Raw genomic sequence first — 18843 nt, 5'->3', positions numbered from 1 at the left:
CGCTCTTTTCGGCGCGGCCCGGCCCACCGGCCGCCGCCGAACCACGCCTTGGCAGACCGGCGGATCTGTCGTACGGTGACACGCAAGTAACCCACGGGAGTCCGGTGTACCGGGCTGAGAGGGGGGCTGACAGCCCCCGACCGTCGAACCTGATCCGGGTAATGCCGGCGCAGGGAGGAGCGTTGCCGTGCCGTCCCTAGGACGACTGCATCTGATCACCGACACCCGACCGGGGCGGGACCCACTCACCGTGGTCCGGGCCGCCCTCACGGCGGCCCGCGCCGACCTCGTGGTGCAGGTCCGGGTCGAGGATTCCGCCACCGACCGCGAGGCGTACGACCTGGCCCGGCGGGTGCTGGCGCTCTGCACGCCGTACGGGGCGACCTGCCTGGTCAACGACCGGTTGCACGTGGCGCTGGCAGTGGGCGCCGCCGGCGGGCACGTCGGAGCGGACGACCTGCCGGTCGCCGCCGCCCGCCGGGTGCTCGGCCCCACCGGCGTGCTGGGAGCCACCGCCCGCGCGCCGGGAACGGCGACCGAGGCCGTCACGGCGGGCGCCAGCTACCTGGGCGTCGGGCCGTGCCACACCACCAGCACCAAGTCCGGCCTGCCGGACCCGATCGGCGCCGCGGGGGTACGCGCGGTCACCGATGCCGTCGACGTGCCGGTCATCGCGATCGGCGGAGTGACCGCCGCCCGGGTGCCGGCTCTCCGAGCCGCCGGGGCGTACGGCGTGGCGGTCGTCGGTGCCCTCTCCGCTGCCGCCGACCCGGCGCGGGCGACCGCCGAGCTGATCGAGGCCCTGACGTGCTGACCGGCCGGTTCCCGTCACCGCGATCGAGCGACCGGGCCCGGCCGGACGTGGCGGTGGTGGGGGCGGGGCCGATCGGGCTGGCGATCGCCTGGCGCTGCGCCGCCCGTGGGCTGCGGGTGGCGGTGCACGATCCGGCGTCCGGCTCGGGGGCGTCGGCGGTGGCCGCCGGCATGCTCTCCCCGGTCGCCGAGGCGTACTTCGGTGAGCGGCAGCTGACCGGACTGCTGCTGGCGTCCGCCGCCCGCTGGCCGGAGTTCGCCGCCGAGCTGGCCGAGGCGACCGGCGCCGAGATTGGCTACCGCACCGAGGGCACCCTGATGGTCGGGCTGACCAGCGACGACCTGGCCGAGGCCCGCCGGCTCTGGGCGTACCAGCAGGGTTTGGGCCTGCCCGTGACCCCTCTGCGCCCCAGCGAGCTGCGCGACCGCGAGCCGGCGCTCGCCCCACGGGTGCGCGGCGGCGCGCTCGCGCCCACCGACCACCAGGTCGACCCCCGATTGCTGGTGCCCGCGCTGCGGACGGCCGCGCAGCGGGCCGGCGCGGTGCTCGTACCGCAAGCGGTTCACCACCTGTCCGACGTGGACGCACGGATCACCGTGGTCGCCGCCGGCTGCGGGGCCGCCGCACTCACCAGCCTGCCCGTGCGGCCGGTGAAGGGCCAGATCCTCCGGCTACGCGCGCCCGATGGCGGCGCGCCGGGCTTCCGACACGTGATCCGGGGGTACGCCGACGGCGAACCCGTCTACCTGGTGCCCCGCGCCGACGGCGAGGTCGTGCTCGGCGCGACGGTCGAGGAGCGGCCGGACACCACGGTCACCGCCGGTGCCGTGCAGCGCCTGCTCCGCGCCGGCGTCGACCTGCTGCCCGAGCTGGCCGAGTACGACCTGGTCGAGGCGATCGCCGGGCTGCGCCCGGGCACCCCGGACAACGCGCCCATCCTCGGGCCGCTGCCCGGCCGGCCCGACGTCCTGGCCGCCACCGGGCACCACCGGCACGGCATCGTGCTCACCCCGATCACCGCCGACCTGATCGCCGACCTGGTGCTCACCGGCGTACCCGACCCGCTGCTCGCGCCCTTCGGGCCCGAACGGTTCCCTGCCGGCGCTACGGCCGGGTCTGGTGCGGCCGGGCCTGGTGCGGCCGGGTCGGGCGGACCTGAACCGACGATGGAGGGGGACCGGTGGAGTTGACGGTGAACGGGGCCGGACGCAGCGTCCCCGGTGGTGCGTCGGTGGCGGACCTGGTCCGCGAGATGGTGCCTGAGCAGCGTGGGGTGGCGGTCGCGGTCAACGGCGAGGTGGTTCCCCGGGCAGCATGGCCGGCCACGGTGCTGCGCGACGGCGACCTGGTCGAGGTGCTCACCGCGGCGCAGGGCGGGTGAGCGGCGTGCCCTTCGAGCTGGGTGGGGTGACGTTCACCTCGCGGTTGATCCTCGGCACCGGCGGCGCCGCGAACCTGCACGTGCTGGAGCAGGCGATCCGGGCCTCCGGCACCGAGCTGGTCACCCTCGCGCTGCGCCGGGTGGGCACGGCACCGGGCTCAACCGGCGGCCTGCTGGAGCTGCTGGACCGGTGCGGGGTACGGCTGCTGCCGAACACCGCCGGCTGCCACACCGCGACCGAGGCGGTGAAGGTGGCCCGGCTGACCCGGGACGCGTTCGACACCGAATGGATCAAGCTGGAGGTGATCGGCGACGAGCGGACGCTGCTGCCCGACGGGGTGGAGCTGCTGCGCGCCGCCGAGGAGCTGGTCGCCGACGGTTTCACCGTCCTGCCGTACACCAGCGACGACCCGGTGCTCGCCCGCCGGCTCGCCGACGTGGGCTGCGCCGCGGTGATGCCAGCCGGCTCACCGATCGGTTCGGGGCTCGGCATCGGCAACCCGCACCACATCCGGCTCATCCGTCAGGGTGTGGACGTGCCGGTGATCCTCGACGCCGGCATCGGCACCGCCTCCGACGCGGCCCTGGCCATGGAGTTGGGCTGCGACGCGGTGCTGCTGGCGAGCGCGGTAACCCGGGCCGCGGACCCGGTGGCGATGGCGACCGCGATGCGCTACGCCGTCGAGGCGGGCCAGCTGGCCGCAGGTGCCGGCCGGATCGCCCGTCGCTTCCACGCGCTTGCCTCCACCTCGGACGAGGGGAGACCCGACCTGTGACCCCCACCCCACCCCCGTCGGGCGTCGTGGTGTTGACGGATCGGCTGATGGCACGGAGAGGGCTTGAACTGGTCGTGGCGAGGGCTGTGGCCGGGGGAGTGCGCTGGGTGGTGCTGCGGGAGAAGGACCTGCCCCGCGCCGAGCGCGCCGCCCTCGCGGCCGACCTGCGCGCGATCCTCGTCGACGTCGGCGGAACCCTCATCGTGGCCGGCCCCGACCCGCTCGACGGCGATGCCGTCCACCTGCCCGCCGCCGGCCCGTACCCGCCGCCGACCCACGCGCTCGTCGGCCGCTCCTGCCACGACCACACCGAGCTGGACCGGATCACCACCGAGCACTACGCCACCGTCTCCCCGGTCTACCCCACCAGGACAAAACCCGGCTACGGCCCACCCCTCGGACCAAGCGGCCTGCAAAAGCTGGTCGAGACCAGGCCCGTACCGGTGCTGGCGCTCGGCGGAGTGGAAACACCAGAACAGGTAACGGCCTGCGTCCAAGCAGGAGCCACCGGAGTAGCAGTGCTGGGCGCACTCATGCGAGCCCAAGACCCGTGTGCGGTAGCCGCCACCCTGACCAGCGCCTATGCCGAGGCGGTCACCCCTGAGCATCTCCAAGCCCGCCGGAGGCACCCAGGTCCCCACGACGGGGGCTGCGGCCGACCGTGCCCACGCAGGGATCAAGCCTGACCGCCCGGAGTGGGCACGGTCGGCCGCAGCCCCAAACCGCAACCAGAAACGGCCCGCCGCACCCCCCAACCGCAACCAAAGAGGAAAGATGACCCCGCGCACACTCCTCACCATCGCCGGCTCGGACTCCGGCGGCGGCGCAGGCATCCAGGCCGACCTCAAGGTCTTCGCCGCGCTGGGCGCGTACGGCACCAGCGTCCTCACGGCGGTCACCGCGCAGAACACCCGGGGTGTCGACGCCGTCCTGCCGCTGCCCCCGCGCACGGTCACCGAGCAGCTGGACAGCGTGCTCACCGACTTCACGGTCTGCGCGGTCAAGACGGGGATGCTCGGCACCCCGGCGGTGGCCGACGTGGTGGCCGAGGCGGCACGGGATGGCCGGCTGCCCCAGCTCGTCGTCGACCCGGTGCTGGTCGCCACCAGTGGTCACCGGCTCGGCGTGGTGGGCGCGGTGGAGCGGCTGCTGCCGTACGCCAGGGTGGCGACGCCGAACTGCGCGGAGGCCGCGGCCATCACCGGGCACCCGGTGGACGACGTGGCCGGGATGGTCGTGGCCGCCGAGGCCCTCGGAGCCGGCGGTCCGGAGTACGTCGTGGTCACCGGCGGCGACCTGGACGGGGGAGAGGCGGTCGACGTGCTGCACGGCGACGGAGTCACCACCCTGTTGCGCGCCCCGCGGGTGGCCACCCGGCACACCCACGGCACCGGGTGCTCGTTCTCGGCTGCGGTCGCCGTGCGGCTCGCGCTGGGCGATCCGGTGCCGGTGGCGGTCGGGGCCGCCAAGGAGTACGTGCTCCGTGCGCTGACCGGCGCGCGGGGTTGGGAGCTGGGCGCGGGCCGCGGGCCGCTGAACCACTTCGGCTGGTCCGCTTGATCACCAGGGAGGCTGTCATGCACGCACGAGGCAAGGTGTACGTCGAGGGGTCGCGGCCTGATGTCCGGGTTCCGTTCGCCGAGGTGCCGCTGACCGGAGACCATCCGCCGGTACGGCTCTACGACACGTCCGGCCCCGGTTCCGACCCGGAGGTGGGGCTGCCGCCGTTGCGCGGGCCGTGGATCGCCGAGCGGGGTGACGTGGCACCGGTGCGAGGGGCGGGTACGCCGCTCGCCGGGGCGGACGGTCGCCGGCCCACGCAGCTCGCGTACGCGCGGGCCGGTGTGGTGACGCCGGAGATGGAGTTCGTGGCGATCCGGGAGAACGTCGACCCGGAACTCGTGCGGGCCGAGATCGCCGCCGGCCGGGCGGTGCTGCCGCTCAACGTGAACCACCCGGAGTGCGAGCCGGCGATCATCGGTAAGGCGTTCCTGGTCAAGGTGAACGCCAACATCGGCACCTCGGCGGTCAGCTCGTCGGTCGCCGAGGAGGTGGAGAAGCTGACCTGGGCCACCCGCTGGGGTGCGGACACCGTGATGGACCTGTCCACCGGCAAGCGGATCCACGAGACCCGCGAGGCGATCGTGCGGAACTCCCCGGTGCCGATCGGGACGGTGCCGATCTACCAGGCGCTGGAGAAGGTCGGCGGCGACCCGGTGAAGCTGAGCTGGGAGGTGTTCCGGGAAACCGTCATCGAGCAGGCCGAGCAGGGCGTGGACTACATGACGGTGCACGCCGGGGTCCTCCTGTCGTACGTGCCGCTGGCCGTGGACCGGGTGACGGGCATCGTCTCCCGAGGCGGTTCGATCATGGCGGCCTGGTGCCTGGCGCACCACGAGGAGAACTTCCTCTACACCAACTTCGCGGAGCTGTGTTCGCTGCTCGCGCAGTACGACGTGACGTTCTCCCTGGGCGACGGGCTGCGCCCCGGCTCCATCGCGGACGCCAACGACGAGGCACAGTTCGCCGAGCTGCGCACCCTTGGCGAGCTCACGAAGGTCGCCTGGGCGTACGACGTCCAGGTGATGATCGAGGGTCCGGGGCACGTGCCGATGCACAAGATCAAGGAAAACGTGGACCTCCAGCAGGAGTGGTGCCACGAGGCGCCCTTCTACACGCTCGGCCCGCTGACCACCGACATCGCGCCGGCGTACGACCACATCACCTCGGCGATCGGCGCCGCGATGATCGGAATGTTCGGCACCGCGATGCTCTGCTACGTCACCCCGAAGGAGCACCTCGGCCTGCCGGACCGTGACGATGTGAAGGCGGGCGTGATCGCGTACAAGATCGCGGCACACGCGGCCGACCTGGCCAAGGGGCACCCCGGGGCGCAGGACTGGGACGACGCGCTGTCGAAGGCGCGGTTCGAGTTCCGCTGGGAGGACCAGTTCAACCTCTCGCTGGACCCGGAGACGGCGCGCTCGTACCACGACGCGACGCTGCCCGCCGAGCCGGCGAAGACGGCGCACTTCTGCTCGATGTGCGGCCCGAAGTTCTGCTCCATGAAGATCACCCAGGAGCTCAAGGAGTACGCGGCGCGCGGCATGAAGGACAAGTCGGAGGAGTTCGTCTCCGGCGGCGGCAGGGTCTACCTGCCGCTGGCCTGACCTGTCCCACGCTCTGACAGGCGACTGGCGGACCGCCCGGCCGGTCCGACGTGCCGTCGGGGTGGGGTCAGTCGCGGTGGTGCCGACCAGTGGAGCGCAGCGACCGGCGGCCGTTCTCCTGCTCCGGCTCATTGTCCGACACCGGCTTGCTCAGACCGGCGACCCAGTCGACGAACTCCTCGTCCTGCGTCGGCAGCGGTTCCGTCGCGTCCGACGTCTCCTGGCCCTCCTCGTCGCCCCGGGACCGGTTGCGGCGGAACAGACCGCCGAGCCGTCCTCGCCGGGAGGGCTGCTCCGCCACCTTGCTGGGCGTCGACGCGCCCGATGGGGCGTCGGTGCTCGCCGGGTCGTCGGTGCTGGTGGCGGCATCGGAGGGCGCGCCAACCTGCTCCTGCACGATGGGAGACGCAGTGGCCGCCGACCGAAGTCGGGCGGCGTCGGTCGCGTGTTCGGCCGGAGCGACCGGTTCGCTCGCTGCGGCCGGGCCGGTCGGCGCCGTCCAGACAGCCGAGCTGTCCTGCGACTGCGTCGGCCGGGCGCGGCGGGCGGTGTTGAAGGCGTTCCAGGTGCCGGCCCGGCTCAGGTCCGGCAGCGGTGCCCGGTGCCGGGGCCTCGGCGTCTGCTCGGTGGGCTCATCCGGCCCGGTCGGCATCTCCGATGCCGTCGACCCCGGGTCAGGGGCCTGCGGCGGCACCGTCCACGCTGAGGTGACCGGCCAGGCCGACGGGGCCGGCGTCCACCGTTCCGCGGCCGGGTCGCTGTCGGCCGTGACCCCGAACAACCCGGCGGTGGAACCGCCCTCGGTGGCGGGCGCGCTGTCGGTCCCGCCAGCCCTGACGGCTGCGGAATCACTGGCCGATTCGGCCGGTGGCGCCGTCGGACCGGTGGTGGCCGCGTCCGCTTGTCCCGCCTTCGGGCCGGTGGTGGACGCGTCCGCCTGTCCCGCCGTCGGACCGGTGGTGGCGGTGGCCGGGGTGCGCGAGTCGGCCGCTTTCGTCATCGGGCCGGTGGTGACGGTCGGTTCGGCCGGTGCCCCCGTCGAGTCGGTGGTGGCAGCCGGGGTGGTCGGGTCGGCTGCTGCCGTCGGCGTGCCGGACGTAGCGGGCGGGATGGACTCGGTGGTCAGGCCGGGCCCGGTGCCCTGCCTCTTCCTGCTGGGCGCAGGAGTGTGAGTGGCCTCACCAGAGTCGGTGCTGTTGGCGGACCTGCCGGGCCGGGTGGTCTTTCTGGTGCGGCCGGTGGTCGGCTCGGCGGTGGCCTCCGATTCGGATGGCGGCGTGCCGTCGGGCGCGTTCGAGATGGCGGCACCCGGAACGGCCTTCGGCTTGCGGGTCCGGCGCGGCTTGGGCGTCAGCGGCGCCTCGGCGGTGCCGGGGTCGGCGGTGCCCGTGCTTGCTGTGCCCGTGCTGGTCGTGACCGCGCTGGCGGTGTCATTGCTGATGGTGCGGTCACCGGTCGGCCTGCCGCTGGTGGCCGTCGTCGCGCTGTCGGTCGTGACCGTTGTCGCGCTGTCGGTCGTGGCCGTCGTCGCGCTGCTGGTCGGCTCGTCGTCGCCGGGGCCGCCGGTCGGAGTGGCGGCATCGGCGCGCCCAGCCGTGGTGCTGGCCGACGGCTCGGTGGTGGCCAACGGCTCGGTGGTGGCCGAGGGCTCGGTGTCGGTACGGGAGGTGGCATCGTCCCGGCTCGACGTGGGCGTCTTCGTTCCGGCGGTGAACTCACCGGTCGGGTCGGTCACCCAGGCTGCGGGCGTCGCCGGAGCGGCAGGGGTCGGACCGTGCTGGCCGCTCGCCGTGGTCGCCGGCCAGTCCCAGTGCGCCGGGACGGTGCGTACGCCATCAGGGCCACCGGCGGCCCACGGAGCTGGGGCAGCCCCGGCCAGCTCCACATCGGCCGGCTTTCCGGCAGAACGATCCGTGTTGGCCAGTTGCGCACCGGCGGGCTCGGCGGTGTCCCGGTCGTTCGCCGACTTCGCCGACTCGGCGCCGGGCAGGGCCGGGCCGGCGGGCAGCGCGCGCAGAATGTCGGTGGGCTCGATCGCCTGCGGATCCGCGGTGCGGGCGCCCGCTGGCCAGCGCAGCAGGGCGGCGGCAGCCGCGCCGAGCGCGCCAGCGAGGATCGCGATCAACGAGCCGTAGTAGGGGGCGGCCTGGTAACGGTCCACCGCGTCGCCGGGGCCGGCGGTCAGGTAGGCGAACGCCACCAGCACCGGACCGGCCACCCCGGTGGCCCCGCTGACCAGTGGAGCCTGGCCCCGCCGGCGAGCCAAACCGGCGGTCGCCGCGCCGGCCAGCAGTGCCACGGTGGGCAGCAGGAGCAGCGCCAGCCGTTGTGCGGCCGCGTCGTTCAGCCAACTCGGCTCCAGCACGCCGAGCCGGGCTGTCGGCAGCGTGCCGGTCGCGCCGAGCGACGGCAGGACGGAGATCAGCGCCAGCAGCCAGACCGCGCCGGCCACAGCCGCCATGTTCCAGCCCAGCTCGGGCCGGAGCAGGACCGCGATCGCCGCGCCCGCCCCGATCACCGCACCGAGTACGGCGCAGATGCCCACCGCCCAGACCGGGTCGACGGAGATCAACTCCGCGGCGCGGGCGGGCTGCATGCAGAGCGGGGCGATGATGGTGGCGCCGAGCGCGGCCGCGCCACCGATTGCCAACTGTCGGCCGGTGCTGGCCGCAGGAGCGTCCCGGTGAGCGAGACGTCCGGTCAGGACGGCGCCGACGACGGCGGCGTTCGCGGCGAACCAGCCCACCCAGACGAGCTGGGCCGGCCACTGGTTGACGGTCGTACCGGTGAAGGCGCCGGTCAGCCGGACGATGCCGAAACCGTACGCGACGCCGAGCTGGCCGGCCCCGGCCAGCACGCTCACCCCGAGCGCCGTGAGCAGCAGTCTGCCCCAGGTCCGAAAGGCCATGTCGGGCACGTTACGCACCCGGTACACCCGATCGCCAACGGCGCGCCGCGCGGCGCGCCGGCCCGGTCTACTTGAGTTCGACCAGCCGAGCGACGTAAGTCGTGTCTCCGACATTGGTGAGCATGTGCACCGCTCCCGGGTCCCGGTAGACCACTCCACCGGTGGGCTCGTCGGCGTCGATGCGGGTGCCGTCGATGGTCTGCACGATGTTCTTCGCGCCCTCGATCGCCACCACCAGGTAGGGGTGGTCATGTCGGTGCAGCGGTTGCCGCTCGCCCGGCTCGAGCCGGATGTGCCAGACCCGGACCCGGTCGTTCTCGTACACGATCTCCTGACCCACCGGCCCGAGTTCGGTTCCGTCGATCACGTTGGTCATCGTTGTCCGTCCAGTTGGGGGAGCACCTCGGCGGCGATCAGCTCAAGGTGGTCGAGGTCAGCGAAGTCGATCAGGCGCAGGTGGACCCGGGTGGCGCCGATCGCGGCGAATTCGCCGATCCGCTGCGCGAGCTGCGCGGGTGAGCCGACCACCGGGTCCTCCGGCGGCAGCGCGCTCTTCTCGTGCAGGGGCGCGGCCCGCCGCTGGGCCTCCGCGTCGGTCCGGCCGATGGCCACGACGATCCCGGCGGAGAGCACCAACGGCTCGCGCCCGGACTCCGCCCGCCCGGTGCGCTCGCACGCCTCACGCACCCGGTCGTACGCCCCGGCGGTGTCCGCCACGGACTTGAACGGCATGTTGAACTCGTCGGCGTACCGGGCGGCCAGTTCGGGTGTGCGCTTGGGGCCGCGCCCGCCCACGATGATCGGTGGCCCGGGCACCTGCACCGGCTTGGGCAGGGCGGGCGCGTCCACCAGCCGGTAGTGGTCGCCGGTGAAGCTGTAGGTCTCGCCGGCCGGGGTCCGCCACAGCCCGGTGATCACCTCAAGCTGCTCGGCCAGCCGGTCGAAGCGCTCGCCGACCGCCGGGAACGGGATGCCGTACGAGGTGTGCTCGCGCTCGTACCAGCCGGCGCCGATGCCCAGGTCGACCCGACCGCCGCTCATCTGGTCGACCTGCGCGACCATCATCGCGAGAGGGCCGGGCAGGCGGAAGGTGGCCGACGTCACCAGGGTGCCGAGCCGGATGCGCTCGGTCTCCCGGGCGAGTGCGGCGAGGGTCAGCCAGGCATCCGTCGGGCCGGGCAGGCCCGGGTCGGCGCCCATCGACTGGTAGTGGTCGGCGCGGAGGAAGCCCTCGTAGCCGCAGGCCTCGACCAGCCGGGCGAATCGGAGCTGGGTGTCGTAGCTCGCGCCCCGGTTCGGCTCGGTGAAGACCGACACCCGCATGTTCATCGTCCTTCCGCGCCGGCCGCGGCCGGCTGGTCGCGTTCCATCAACAGCTCGTGGAGGTCGGCGCTGACCTGGGCGACATCGGCCAGGTGGGCGTTGCGGCCCAGGGTGCGAGGCCGGGGGATGGCGACGTCGACCACCTTGCGGATCCGGCCGGGGCGGGGGCTCAGCACGACCACCCGGTCGGCGAGCAGCACCGCCTCGTCGATCGAGTGGGTGACGAAGACGATGGTCGGCTTGTTCTCCATGTGGACCCGCTGGAGCTCGCCGGAGAGTTCCTCGCGGGTGAGCGCGTCCAGCGCGGAGAAGGGCTCGTCCATCAGCATCACCCGGGGCTCACCGATCAACGACCGGCACAGCGAGACCCGCTGCTGCATGCCGCCGGAGAGTTCGTGCGGCAGTCGCTTCTCGAAGCCGGCCAGGCCGGCCACGTCGAGCAGTTGCCGGGCCCGCTCGCGGTGCTTGGTGCGGCTCCAGCCGAAGACCTCCACCGGCAGCATGACGTTGTCCAGCACGGTGCGCCAGGGCAGCAACGCCGGCTTCTGGAACAGCATGGCGATGTCCTGGCGAGGGCGGACGATCGGCGTACCGGCCACGGTGATCTCGCCGGCGGTCAGCGGAAGCAGCCCGGCGATCAGCCGCAGCAGGGTCGACTTGCCGCAGCCGGAGCGGCCGAGCACGGCGACGAACTCACCCTCGGCGACGTCGAGGTCGATGCCCCGCAGCGCCTCCACCCGGCCAGATCGGCCCTCGAAGGTACGGGACACCCCGGACAGTCGGATCATCTCCGGCGGACCTCCGCTGAGTGGACGGTCAGGAATCCGACAAAGGCTAGCGGGCCTGTCTGTGTATCGCACCGTCCGGGGTGGTCGTCAGGTTGTTTCCGTTCCGCAACCCGATACGCCTGGCGTCGCAAAGGTGGGTTTCTCGTACGCTGTGCCCGCGAAGAGTCCCCTCACGACGGCGGCGTCCGGCTTCCACCCCTCCTGCCGGCCCGTCGCGACAACCCCCTCCGGTGGCCTGCCGGCCCCGGTCGGAAAGGACATGGTGCACTGATGAGAAGGCTGACCCGTACGGTCGCTACGGCCGCGCTGGCCACCGCCCTCGCCCTTGTCTCCGCCTGCAGCAGCGGGTCGGATGCCGACGAGGCCAAGGGCGGCGACAGCAAGACCCTGGAGAAGGTGACCTACCTCACCTCGTTCGGCCAGTTCGGCCGTGACTCCTACGCCTGGGTGGCGAAGGAGAAGGGCTTCTTCAAGGACGCGGGCTTCGACGTTGAGATCAAGGCCGGTCAGGGCACCGGTGGTGTGATCCAGACCGTCGTCGGTGGCCAGGCCCACTTCGGCCCGATCGACCTCACCGGCGGTCTGCTCCAGGTCGGCAACGGCCAGGCGAAGGACTTCACCGTGGTGGCCGCGATCCAGCAGCGCACCATGGCGGGCATCGCCTCGGTCGAGGGCAAGAACATCGCCTCCCCGAAGGACCTGGAGGGCAAGAAGCTCGCCGACACCCCCGGGTCCGTGGTCCGCAACCTTTTCCCGACGTACGCCCGGCTCGCCGGTGTGGACGCGAGCAAGGTGACCTGGGTCAACGGTGAGGCGCAGAACCTGATCGGCACGCTGGCCGGCGGCCAGGTGGACGGCATCGGCCAGTTCGTCGTCGGCCAGCCGACGATCGAGGCGGTGGCCAAGAAGAAGGCCGTCATGCTGCCGTACAGCAACGTGATGCAGGACCTCTACGGCAACGTGCTGATCACGTCCTCGAAGATCGCCAAGGAGAAGCCCGAGATGGTGAAGCGGTTCTCCGCGGCGCTGCTCAAGGGCCTGGAGTACAGCCTGGCCAACTCCAAGGAGGCCGGCGAGATCCTGAAGAAGAACGTCGACACCGCCAACCCGGTCGCCGCCGCCGCCGAGCTGGAGCTGATGGCCGCGTACGTCCGTTCCGGCAACACCGGCACCGCGATCGGCACCCTGGACAGCGGTCGGGTCGCCAAGAGCATCGCCATCCTGCAGGGCGCTGGCGCGCTGAAGCAGAACATCACCCCCGAGCAGATCATCGACTTCAGCCTCGCGCCGAAGGCCTGATCGTCTGGTCGTCATCACGGGGTACGTCCCGCCGATTCCGGTGGGGCGTACCCCCGTCGCTCGTCGGCCCCCGGGGGCCGTGGGATTTCGAGGAGGACAAGATGACCGACGTCCGGTCAGCGGACCCGGCGGTTGCGGCACCCCCACCGCCGGGTGCCGACCCCGAGGCGGGGCGCGCGGGTCGAGGTGCCGGCCTCCGGGCCGGGGCCGGGGTAGCGCTGCTGCCTGCGGCCGGCCTCCTGATCGCGCTGGCGGTGTGGTGGCTGGTCGCCCGGCTGGAGCTCGTCCACCCGTTTGCCCTGCCGCCGCCCGGCGACGTCCTCATTGCGTTCGTCGACAAGCCCGCCCAGATGCTGGAGCACACCTGGGCCACGCTGAAGGAGATCGTGTTCGGCTTTGCCCTGTCGGTGGCCGCAGGCATCCTGATCGGACTCTCCCTGGCGACTTCCCGCACGGTGGAGCGGATGTTCACCCCGTTGCTGGTCGCGGTGAACGCGGTGCCGAAGATCACGCTGGGCCCGCTGTTGGTGGTGGCGCTCGGCTGGGGTCAGAAGCCGATTCTGACCATGGTGTTCCTGCTCTGTTTCTTTCCGATCGTGCTCTCCACCGCGACCGGGCTGACCACCACGCCGGCCGACCTGGCCGAGTTGGTGCGCTCCTGGAACGCCTCCCGCTGGCAGGCGTTCCGCAAGGTGCGCTTCCCGGCCGCGCTGCCGCAGATCTTCGTCGGGCTCAAGGTGGCCATGCCGCTGGCCGCGATCGGCGCGGTGATCGGTGAGTTCCAGGCCGGGGAGAGTGGCCTCGGTTACATCATCCTGATGTACGCCGGAAACGGCGACGCCGCCACCGCGTGGGCGGCGATCATGTTGGTGGCGTTGGTGAGCATCCTGCTCTACTCGGCGCTCCTGCTGATCGAGCGGATCGCGCTGCCCTGGGTGCGGGAGACCACCAGCAGCCACTGACCACTGCCAGACCAACCCACCAGAACGCGCAGGGCCGGCCTCCCAGTAGGAGGCCGGCCCTTTCCATCGACGCTGCTGGCGCACAGGGTGTGGCCTACCGTGCCCGGCGGCAGGGATCAATCCTGACCCAGCGTGTTACCCCGCCAACCGCCACCGACCGTTGCGGGCGACCAGCGTGGTGAGCGCCTGCGGCATCAACCCGCTGTGGTTGTCCGGCGTCATTCGGATCGGGCCGGACAGGCCATCCATCTGGGACGTCTCCAGCACGTCCCGGATGCCGTTGCGGTCGACCTTGCCGACGGGGCCGCCGGCGCGCAGTTCGGCGTCGGCGATCAGCTGGACGGCGTCCGCGGCGAAGGACGAGGACCCGTTGTAGCCGCCGAAGCGTGCGGTGTAGTCCTGGAACCACTGCCGCCGCGCCGCCTTCGCCGGCGTGGTCGCGATCACGTCGTCGATCACCATCGTCTGGGTGAAAATCAGCGTGGCCCGCTCGGTCGCCTTGGCCGCGGCGCCGAGGAAGAGGTCGCCGGCCGCACCGGCGTCGAAGAAGAGCGACCCACGGAAGGTGGTCTGCTGGGCGCTGGTGGCGGCCAGTGTCGCCTGCTCCGGCGGGGTCCAGAGGACGAGCGCGTCGGGCTTGCCCAACGCGAGCCGTTGGATCTGCTGGCTGACGTCGGTGTCGGTGGTCTTGGCCGTCTGCTGGCGGAGCGTGATTCTGGCCTTGTCCAACTCGCTCTTGAGTGCGGCCGCGCCCTCCCGGCCATAGTCATCGTCGCTGATGAGCAGCCCCACCTTGCGCACGTTGTTGCGACGCAGTTCCGTGGTCAGTGCGGCGGCGCTGTCCGGGGCGTTGGGGCCCAGCTTGAACACGTAGCGCCGTTCCGCGACCGGGCTGGCGATCGCGCCGGAAGCGGCGAGCGCAATGGTGGGAATCCGCTTCTCGTTGATGGTGCCGACAGCACCGACCGCGCATTCGTTACAGCCGCCCATGATGATGGCGCTGACCCGGGAATCGCTGCTGAAGTCGGCGATGTTGCGAAGTGACTCGGCGGCGTCGGATCGGTTGTCCTTCACCTTCAGATCGATCTTCCGGCCGTTCAGTGCGCCGGAGGAGTTCAACTGCTCGACCTTGAGTTCCAGGGCCCGCTGGTATGTCCGGCCAACCGGAGCCGCGGCGCCGGAGAGTTCGAGGTCGGCGCGGATCACGATCGGACTCGTGTCCTGCTCCGCTCCGCCGAACTGGCAGCCGGTGAGTGTGGTGGCCACTACGGCCGATGCGAGCGCCGCGATGGTCGCGGAGCGGATGGGGCTCAACTCAGTCCTCCAGGTGCGGGCGCGGGCGCTGCCCGGTCACCGCCGCTAATCCGTCCTCAGTGGAGGGCGGGATCTCCTCTGCCGTACGGTGTGCGCGAAGCCTGCAAAACCTTGCCAATGGCCGGCGCTGTGGTCAAGCGCGGACCCCGGCAGCATTTTCGGGACGGCCATCCCACATGCTGGGGTAACGCAATGTTTGCAAAAGCTCACTTTGCACACACGCGTGACCACTCTGGAGTTACATGCCCTGTTCAGGGGCTTGCGGAAATGAAGGTATCAGTTGCCCGGATCACGGGATGCGCCCCGTCCGACCGTTTCCTACCCCACTGCGGCTTCCCAAACAGGATCTTCTCTGATGAAATCGCGGCCGTGCCGCGCGTGGTCCCCTCCGCTTACGGCATGGCTCGGCGGGTCAGGTGGGGAAGAAACGACGGAGGCGATGTCGTGAGCACCGGACCGACGACCCTGCCCGCGCTCGGCGACAGCGGTCGGCCTACGCGCCGACGGATGCCGCGACTGCGGGACGCCCGGATCCGGTCCAAGCTGGCGCTGATCCTGGTCGTCCCGGTGGCAGCGGTGATCGCGCTTGCCACGGTCCGCCTGATCTCCGTCGGCGAGGGTGCCATCGACGCCACCCGGGCCCGGTCGCTGACGGCCCTCTCCATCGACGTCAGCGCCCTCACGCAGGACCTCCAGGCCGAGCGGATGGCCGCAGCCGCCTACCTTGCCACTCGGCAGCAGTCAGCTGACGCGAACAACCCGCAGGTCCGCCGGACGCAGCAGCAGTTAGCTGACGCGTACAACCTGCGGGTCCGCCGGACGCAGCAGCAGGTGGACGAGTACCGCGCCGAGCGGGGCCGGATCGGCGAGGCGCCGGCGGCCCTACGGTCCCGGCTGGCCGCCATCGACGATCATCTGTCTACTCTGGATGGCACCCGCCAGGAAGTGTTGGACAGCCAGCAGATGGCCGTCGCCGAGGCGGTGCTCCGCTACGGAGTCATCCTCACCGACCTGGTCTCCTACGGTGACGGCCTGGCCCAGCTGCCCGGCGACGAGAGCCTGTCGGACAGCCGCCGCGCGGTCTCCGCCTTCGCCCGCGCCAAGGCCGCCGTCGCGGAGGAGGACGCGGTCGCCTTCACCGCGCTGACGACGGGCCAGCTCGACTCGGAGCAGTTCTCCTCCTTCGTGGCCACGCTGACCAGCCAGCAGGAGGCCCTGGTCGCCTTCTCCCTGGCCGCCGACCCGGCGCAACGTGCCCTGGTCGACAGCACCGTCTCCGGTGACGCGGTCGGCCTCGCCGACCGGGTGGCCGCCGACATCACCCGCTCGGTCGGGCAACGCCCGCTGGTCACCGCGCAGGACGCCACCGCTGCCATCGGCGCCGTGAACGACCTGATGCGCTGGGCCGAGATCCAACTGCAGGACCGGCTGCTCGAGCAGGCCGACCAGGCCCGCTCGGACGTCATCCGGCAGGCCGTGGTCGAGTCGATCCTGGTGCTGCTGACCCTGATCATCGCCGTGTCGCTGGCCGTGGTGCTGGCCCGCTCGCTCAACCACTCACTGCGCCGGCTGCGTGAGGGTGCCCTCTCGGTGGCCAACCACGACCTGCCCGACGCTGTGCGGCGGCTGCAGAACATGGGCAGCGTGGGCGACGGCGAGGTGGAAGAGATCGTCCGCCAGGTCCGGGACCCGATCCAGCTCACCAACCGCGATGAGGTCGGTCAGGTGGCGCTGGCCTTCAACGTCGTCCACCGGGAGGCGGTGCGGGTCGCGGCCGAGCAGGCCGCGCTGCGTACCAGCGTCTCGGCGATGTTCCTCAACCTGGCACGTCGTAGTCAGGCCCTGGTCGACCGGATGATCGGTGAGCTGGACGCGATCGAGCGCGGCGAGGAGGACCCGAAGCGGCTCGCGCAGCTCTTCGAGCTGGACCACCTGGCCACCCGAATGCGCCGCAACGACGAGAACCTGCTGGTCCTGGCCGGCGCCGACTCCGCCGTACCGCGGCGCGAGGACGCTCTGGTGGTGGACGTGCTGCGCGCCGCCCAGTCCGAGGTGGAGCTGTACAACCGCATCGAGTTCGGCACGGTGGACACCGACATCTCGGTGGCCGCGCACGCGGTCAACGACGTGGTACGCCTCGTCGCCGAACTGCTCGACAACGCCACCCGGTTCTCGCCGCCGAACACCACTGTTGTCGCCGACGGTCGCCGGATCCGCGACTACGTGCTGATCCAGATCGAGGACCGCGGGCTCGGCCTCACCGACGAACAACTCGACTCGCTCAACCGCCGGCTTGCCGCCCCGCCGAGCGTCGACGTCGCCGCGTTCCGGCTGATGGGTCTGGCCGTGGTGAGTCGGCTCGCCGTGCGCTACGGCATCCGGGTGGAGCTGCGCCGCAACGTGGAGGGCGGCACCGTCGCCCAGGTGACGTTGCCCGCCACCACCGTGGTGCTGCCCAACAACCGGGGCCGCGATCAGGTGCTCACCCGGCCGCGCCAGCCGATGGCCGTGGAGCAGACGCCACTCACCCCGGTCGGCCACGCCGAGCAGTTCGCCGGTGCCACGACCTCGGCGGCGACGCTGCCCGACCAGTGGCGGACCAACGCGCCGGCACCCGCCCAGTGGCAGTCCCCGCTGGACTCGCGGGACACCACTCCGGCCGTGCAGGCGGGCGGCTACGCCGGTATGCGCTCGACGGCGCCGCCCGCACCGGCACCGGCCGTCCAGGCACCCGCCGCGCCGCTTCCGCCGACGCAGCCCGCGTACGGCAACGGGTTGGGCGCCTCGATGGGCAACCCGACCGTGGCCTACCCGACCATCGACCCGCTGCCCCGACGCGGCTCGGCCGCGGAGGCGGCGGACGGGCGCAGCGCCCCGGGTCTGCCGGTGGGGCCGGTCGCTGGCCCCGGCGCGGTGGCACCACCTGCCGCGCCGTCGGTGCCCGCCGCACCGGTCAGCACCCGGCCCGACTTCCCCGCCGAGGCGCCGATCTTCCGGGAGATGGAGGCGGTCTGGTTCCGGTCGCACGGCGACGACGCCACCGCGATCTTCACCCGGCCCAAGTTCGACGAGCCGCCGCCGGCCACTACCGCGGCTCCGGCCGACGCCGGCCTGCGCACGGGCAACGGCGGTCACCCGAGTGCCGCGTCCGTGCCGGCCGCGCCGCCGGCCCGACCGAAGCTGCCGACCCGTACCCCGGGCAGCTCCAACACCGACGGCATCACCACGCCGGGCACCGGCGGTCGCGGCACCTCGACCGCCGGCGGGCTCGGCGCGAGGGCGTCGACCCCGCCGTCGTACACCCCGCCTCCGGCTGCCCGACCGGCGCCGGCCGCGCCCAACGCGCCCTCCGGGGATTCCGAGGCCTGGCGGACGGCGGCGGACGAGGGCTGGTCACGGGCCAGCCGGGCCGCCGAACCGGCCCCCGCCGGGACCACCCGCTCCGGGTTGCCCAAGCGGGTGCCGCAGGCACAGCTCGTGCCGGGCGGCATTGAACAGAAGAGCGGTCGGGACCGCAGCCGGCGGACCCCTGATGAAGTACGCGGTCTGTTGTCGGCCTACCACCGTGGTGTGCAGCGTGGTCGGACGGCCGGCACGGACCTGAACAGCACCTCGACCAAGGAGAGCCGATGAACAGGCCAGCTGCCATGCAGGACATGGGTTGGCTGCTCACCAACTTCGCCGACAGCGTGGCGGGCATCGCTCACGTGGTGGCGGTGTCCGCCGACGGGCTGCTGCTCGCGTCCTCCCGGGATCTGCCGGGGGACCGAGCTGACCAGCTCGCCGCGATCACCTCCGGCGTGGTGAGCCTGACCGAGGGCGCGGCCCGGATGTTCAGCGCGGGCGGCGTGTTGCAGACAGTCATCGAGATGGACAGCGGGTATCTCTTCCTGATGTCGATCAGCGACGGCTCGTCGATGGCCGTACTGGCCGCGCGCAGCTGCGACGTGGGCCAGGTGGGCTACGAGATGGCGCTGCTGGTCGAGCGGGTGGGTGCCGCGCTGGTGCCGCTGCCGCGGGACGCGGTGCGTTCGTAGCACCGGAAGGCGGCGCTTGGACCGCGCGCCGAGGCAGGGACGGGAGGCGGTACACGCCGGCTCCGCAGGTG

General features: G+C 72.3%; 16 protein-coding genes and 1 riboswitch. Of the genes, 11 read left to right on the top strand and 5 right to left on the bottom strand.

What is annotated here, in order from left to right:
* The first annotated feature begins 83 nt into the window (after window positions 1–83).
* Window positions 84–193, top strand: a riboswitch (TPP riboswitch).
* The 7 genes from thiE to thiC all read left to right on the top strand — a co-directional run bounded on the left by thiE (window position 188) and on the right by thiC (window position 6141).
* Window positions 188–814 (top strand): thiamine phosphate synthase, encoded by a 627-nt coding sequence (gene thiE, locus ABZT18_RS06370; protein WP_355250695.1) that lies wholly within the window; start codon window positions 188–190, stop codon window positions 812–814. (Overlaps the previous riboswitch by 6 nt.)
* Window positions 811–2004 (top strand): glycine oxidase ThiO, encoded by a 1194-nt coding sequence (gene thiO / locus ABZT18_RS06365; protein ID WP_355250741.1) that lies wholly within the window; start codon window positions 811–813, stop codon window positions 2002–2004. Before thiE ends, thiO begins: the two co-directional genes overlap by 4 nt.
* A complete protein-coding gene (gene thiS / locus ABZT18_RS06360) occupies window positions 1995–2195 on the top strand; it encodes a sulfur carrier protein ThiS (RefSeq protein ID WP_354995042.1) in 201 nt (66 codons plus the stop codon). The genes thiO and thiS overlap by 10 nt, the downstream gene beginning before the upstream one ends.
* A complete protein-coding gene (locus tag ABZT18_RS06355) occupies window positions 2192–2971 on the top strand; it encodes a thiazole synthase (protein ID WP_355250692.1) in 780 nt (259 codons plus the stop codon). The genes thiS and ABZT18_RS06355 overlap by 4 nt, the downstream gene beginning before the upstream one ends.
* A gap of 47 nt (window positions 2972–3018) precedes the next feature.
* Window positions 3019–3657: a thiamine phosphate synthase gene (locus ABZT18_RS06350; RefSeq protein ID WP_355250689.1), complete on the top strand. Its 639-nt coding sequence runs from the start codon at window positions 3019–3021 to the stop codon at window positions 3655–3657.
* 88 nt (window positions 3658–3745) lie between these two features.
* Window positions 3746–4531 carry a bifunctional hydroxymethylpyrimidine kinase/phosphomethylpyrimidine kinase gene (gene thiD, locus ABZT18_RS06345; protein WP_355250686.1) on the top strand — a complete coding sequence of 262 codons (786 nt, stop codon included), beginning with the start codon at window positions 3746–3748 and terminating at the stop codon, window positions 4529–4531.
* Between the two features lie 17 nt (window positions 4532–4548).
* Window positions 4549–6141: a phosphomethylpyrimidine synthase ThiC gene (gene thiC / locus ABZT18_RS06340; RefSeq protein ID WP_355250683.1), complete on the top strand. Its 1593-nt coding sequence runs from the start codon at window positions 4549–4551 to the stop codon at window positions 6139–6141.
* Between the two features lie 67 nt (window positions 6142–6208).
* Here thiC and ABZT18_RS06335 read toward each other — a convergent pair whose 3' ends face one another.
* The 4 genes from ABZT18_RS06335 to ABZT18_RS06320 all read right to left on the bottom strand — a co-directional run bounded on the left by ABZT18_RS06335 (window position 6209) and on the right by ABZT18_RS06320 (window position 11160).
* Entirely contained in the window at window positions 6209–9049 is a 2841-nt protein-coding gene (locus ABZT18_RS06335; protein WP_355250680.1) for a hypothetical protein, read from the bottom strand.
* A 67-nt stretch (window positions 9050–9116) separates the two neighbouring features.
* Window positions 9117–9425: a cupin gene (locus ABZT18_RS06330; protein ID WP_354995048.1), complete on the bottom strand. Its 309-nt coding sequence runs from the start codon at window positions 9423–9425 to the stop codon at window positions 9117–9119.
* Complete coding sequence (locus ABZT18_RS06325; protein ID WP_354995207.1) at window positions 9422–10372, bottom strand: LLM class F420-dependent oxidoreductase; 951 nt, start codon at window positions 10370–10372, stop codon at window positions 9422–9424. Before ABZT18_RS06325 ends, ABZT18_RS06330 begins: the two co-directional genes overlap by 4 nt.
* 2 nt (window positions 10373–10374) lie before the next feature.
* Window positions 10375–11160, bottom strand: a complete 786-nt coding sequence (locus ABZT18_RS06320; RefSeq protein WP_354995049.1) for an ABC transporter ATP-binding protein — start codon at window positions 11158–11160, stop codon at window positions 10375–10377.
* A 270-nt stretch (window positions 11161–11430) separates the two neighbouring features.
* Here ABZT18_RS06320 and ABZT18_RS06315 point away from each other — a divergent pair, with 270 nt between their 5' ends.
* Together ABZT18_RS06315 and ABZT18_RS06310 are read left to right on the top strand one after the other, a co-directional pair.
* A complete protein-coding gene (locus ABZT18_RS06315) occupies window positions 11431–12459 on the top strand; it encodes an ABC transporter substrate-binding protein (protein WP_355250677.1) in 1029 nt (342 codons plus the stop codon).
* 101 nt (window positions 12460–12560) lie between these two features.
* On the top strand, window positions 12561–13421 hold the full coding sequence (locus tag ABZT18_RS06310; protein ID WP_355250674.1) for an ABC transporter permease: 861 nt from the start codon (window positions 12561–12563) through the stop codon (window positions 13419–13421).
* 135 nt (window positions 13422–13556) lie between these two features.
* Here ABZT18_RS06310 and ABZT18_RS06305 read toward each other — a convergent pair whose 3' ends face one another.
* A complete protein-coding gene (locus ABZT18_RS06305; protein ID WP_354995052.1) occupies window positions 13557–14735 on the bottom strand; it encodes an ABC transporter substrate-binding protein in 1179 nt (392 codons plus the stop codon).
* Window positions 14736–15179: 444 nt separating this feature from the next.
* Between ABZT18_RS06305 and ABZT18_RS06300 the strand changes: the two genes are divergently transcribed.
* Window positions 15180–18368 carry a sensor histidine kinase gene (locus ABZT18_RS06300; protein ID WP_355250671.1) on the top strand — a complete coding sequence of 1063 codons (3189 nt, stop codon included), beginning with the start codon at window positions 15180–15182 and terminating at the stop codon, window positions 18366–18368.
* The gene (locus tag ABZT18_RS06295) at window positions 18365–18772 is read left to right on the top strand and encodes a roadblock/LC7 domain-containing protein (RefSeq protein ID WP_007465177.1); all 408 of its coding nucleotides are present in this window, start codon (window positions 18365–18367) and stop codon (window positions 18770–18772) included. Before ABZT18_RS06300 ends, ABZT18_RS06295 begins: the two co-directional genes overlap by 4 nt.
* Window positions 18773–18843 lie beyond the last annotated feature (71 nt).

This window comes from Micromonospora sp. NPDC005291 (assembly GCF_040607415.1).
GTDB lineage: Bacteria > Actinomycetota > Actinomycetes > Mycobacteriales > Micromonosporaceae > Micromonospora.
The sequence above is the reverse complement of the archived record's forward strand: the minus strand, read 5'-3'. Positions and strand labels throughout refer to the sequence as shown.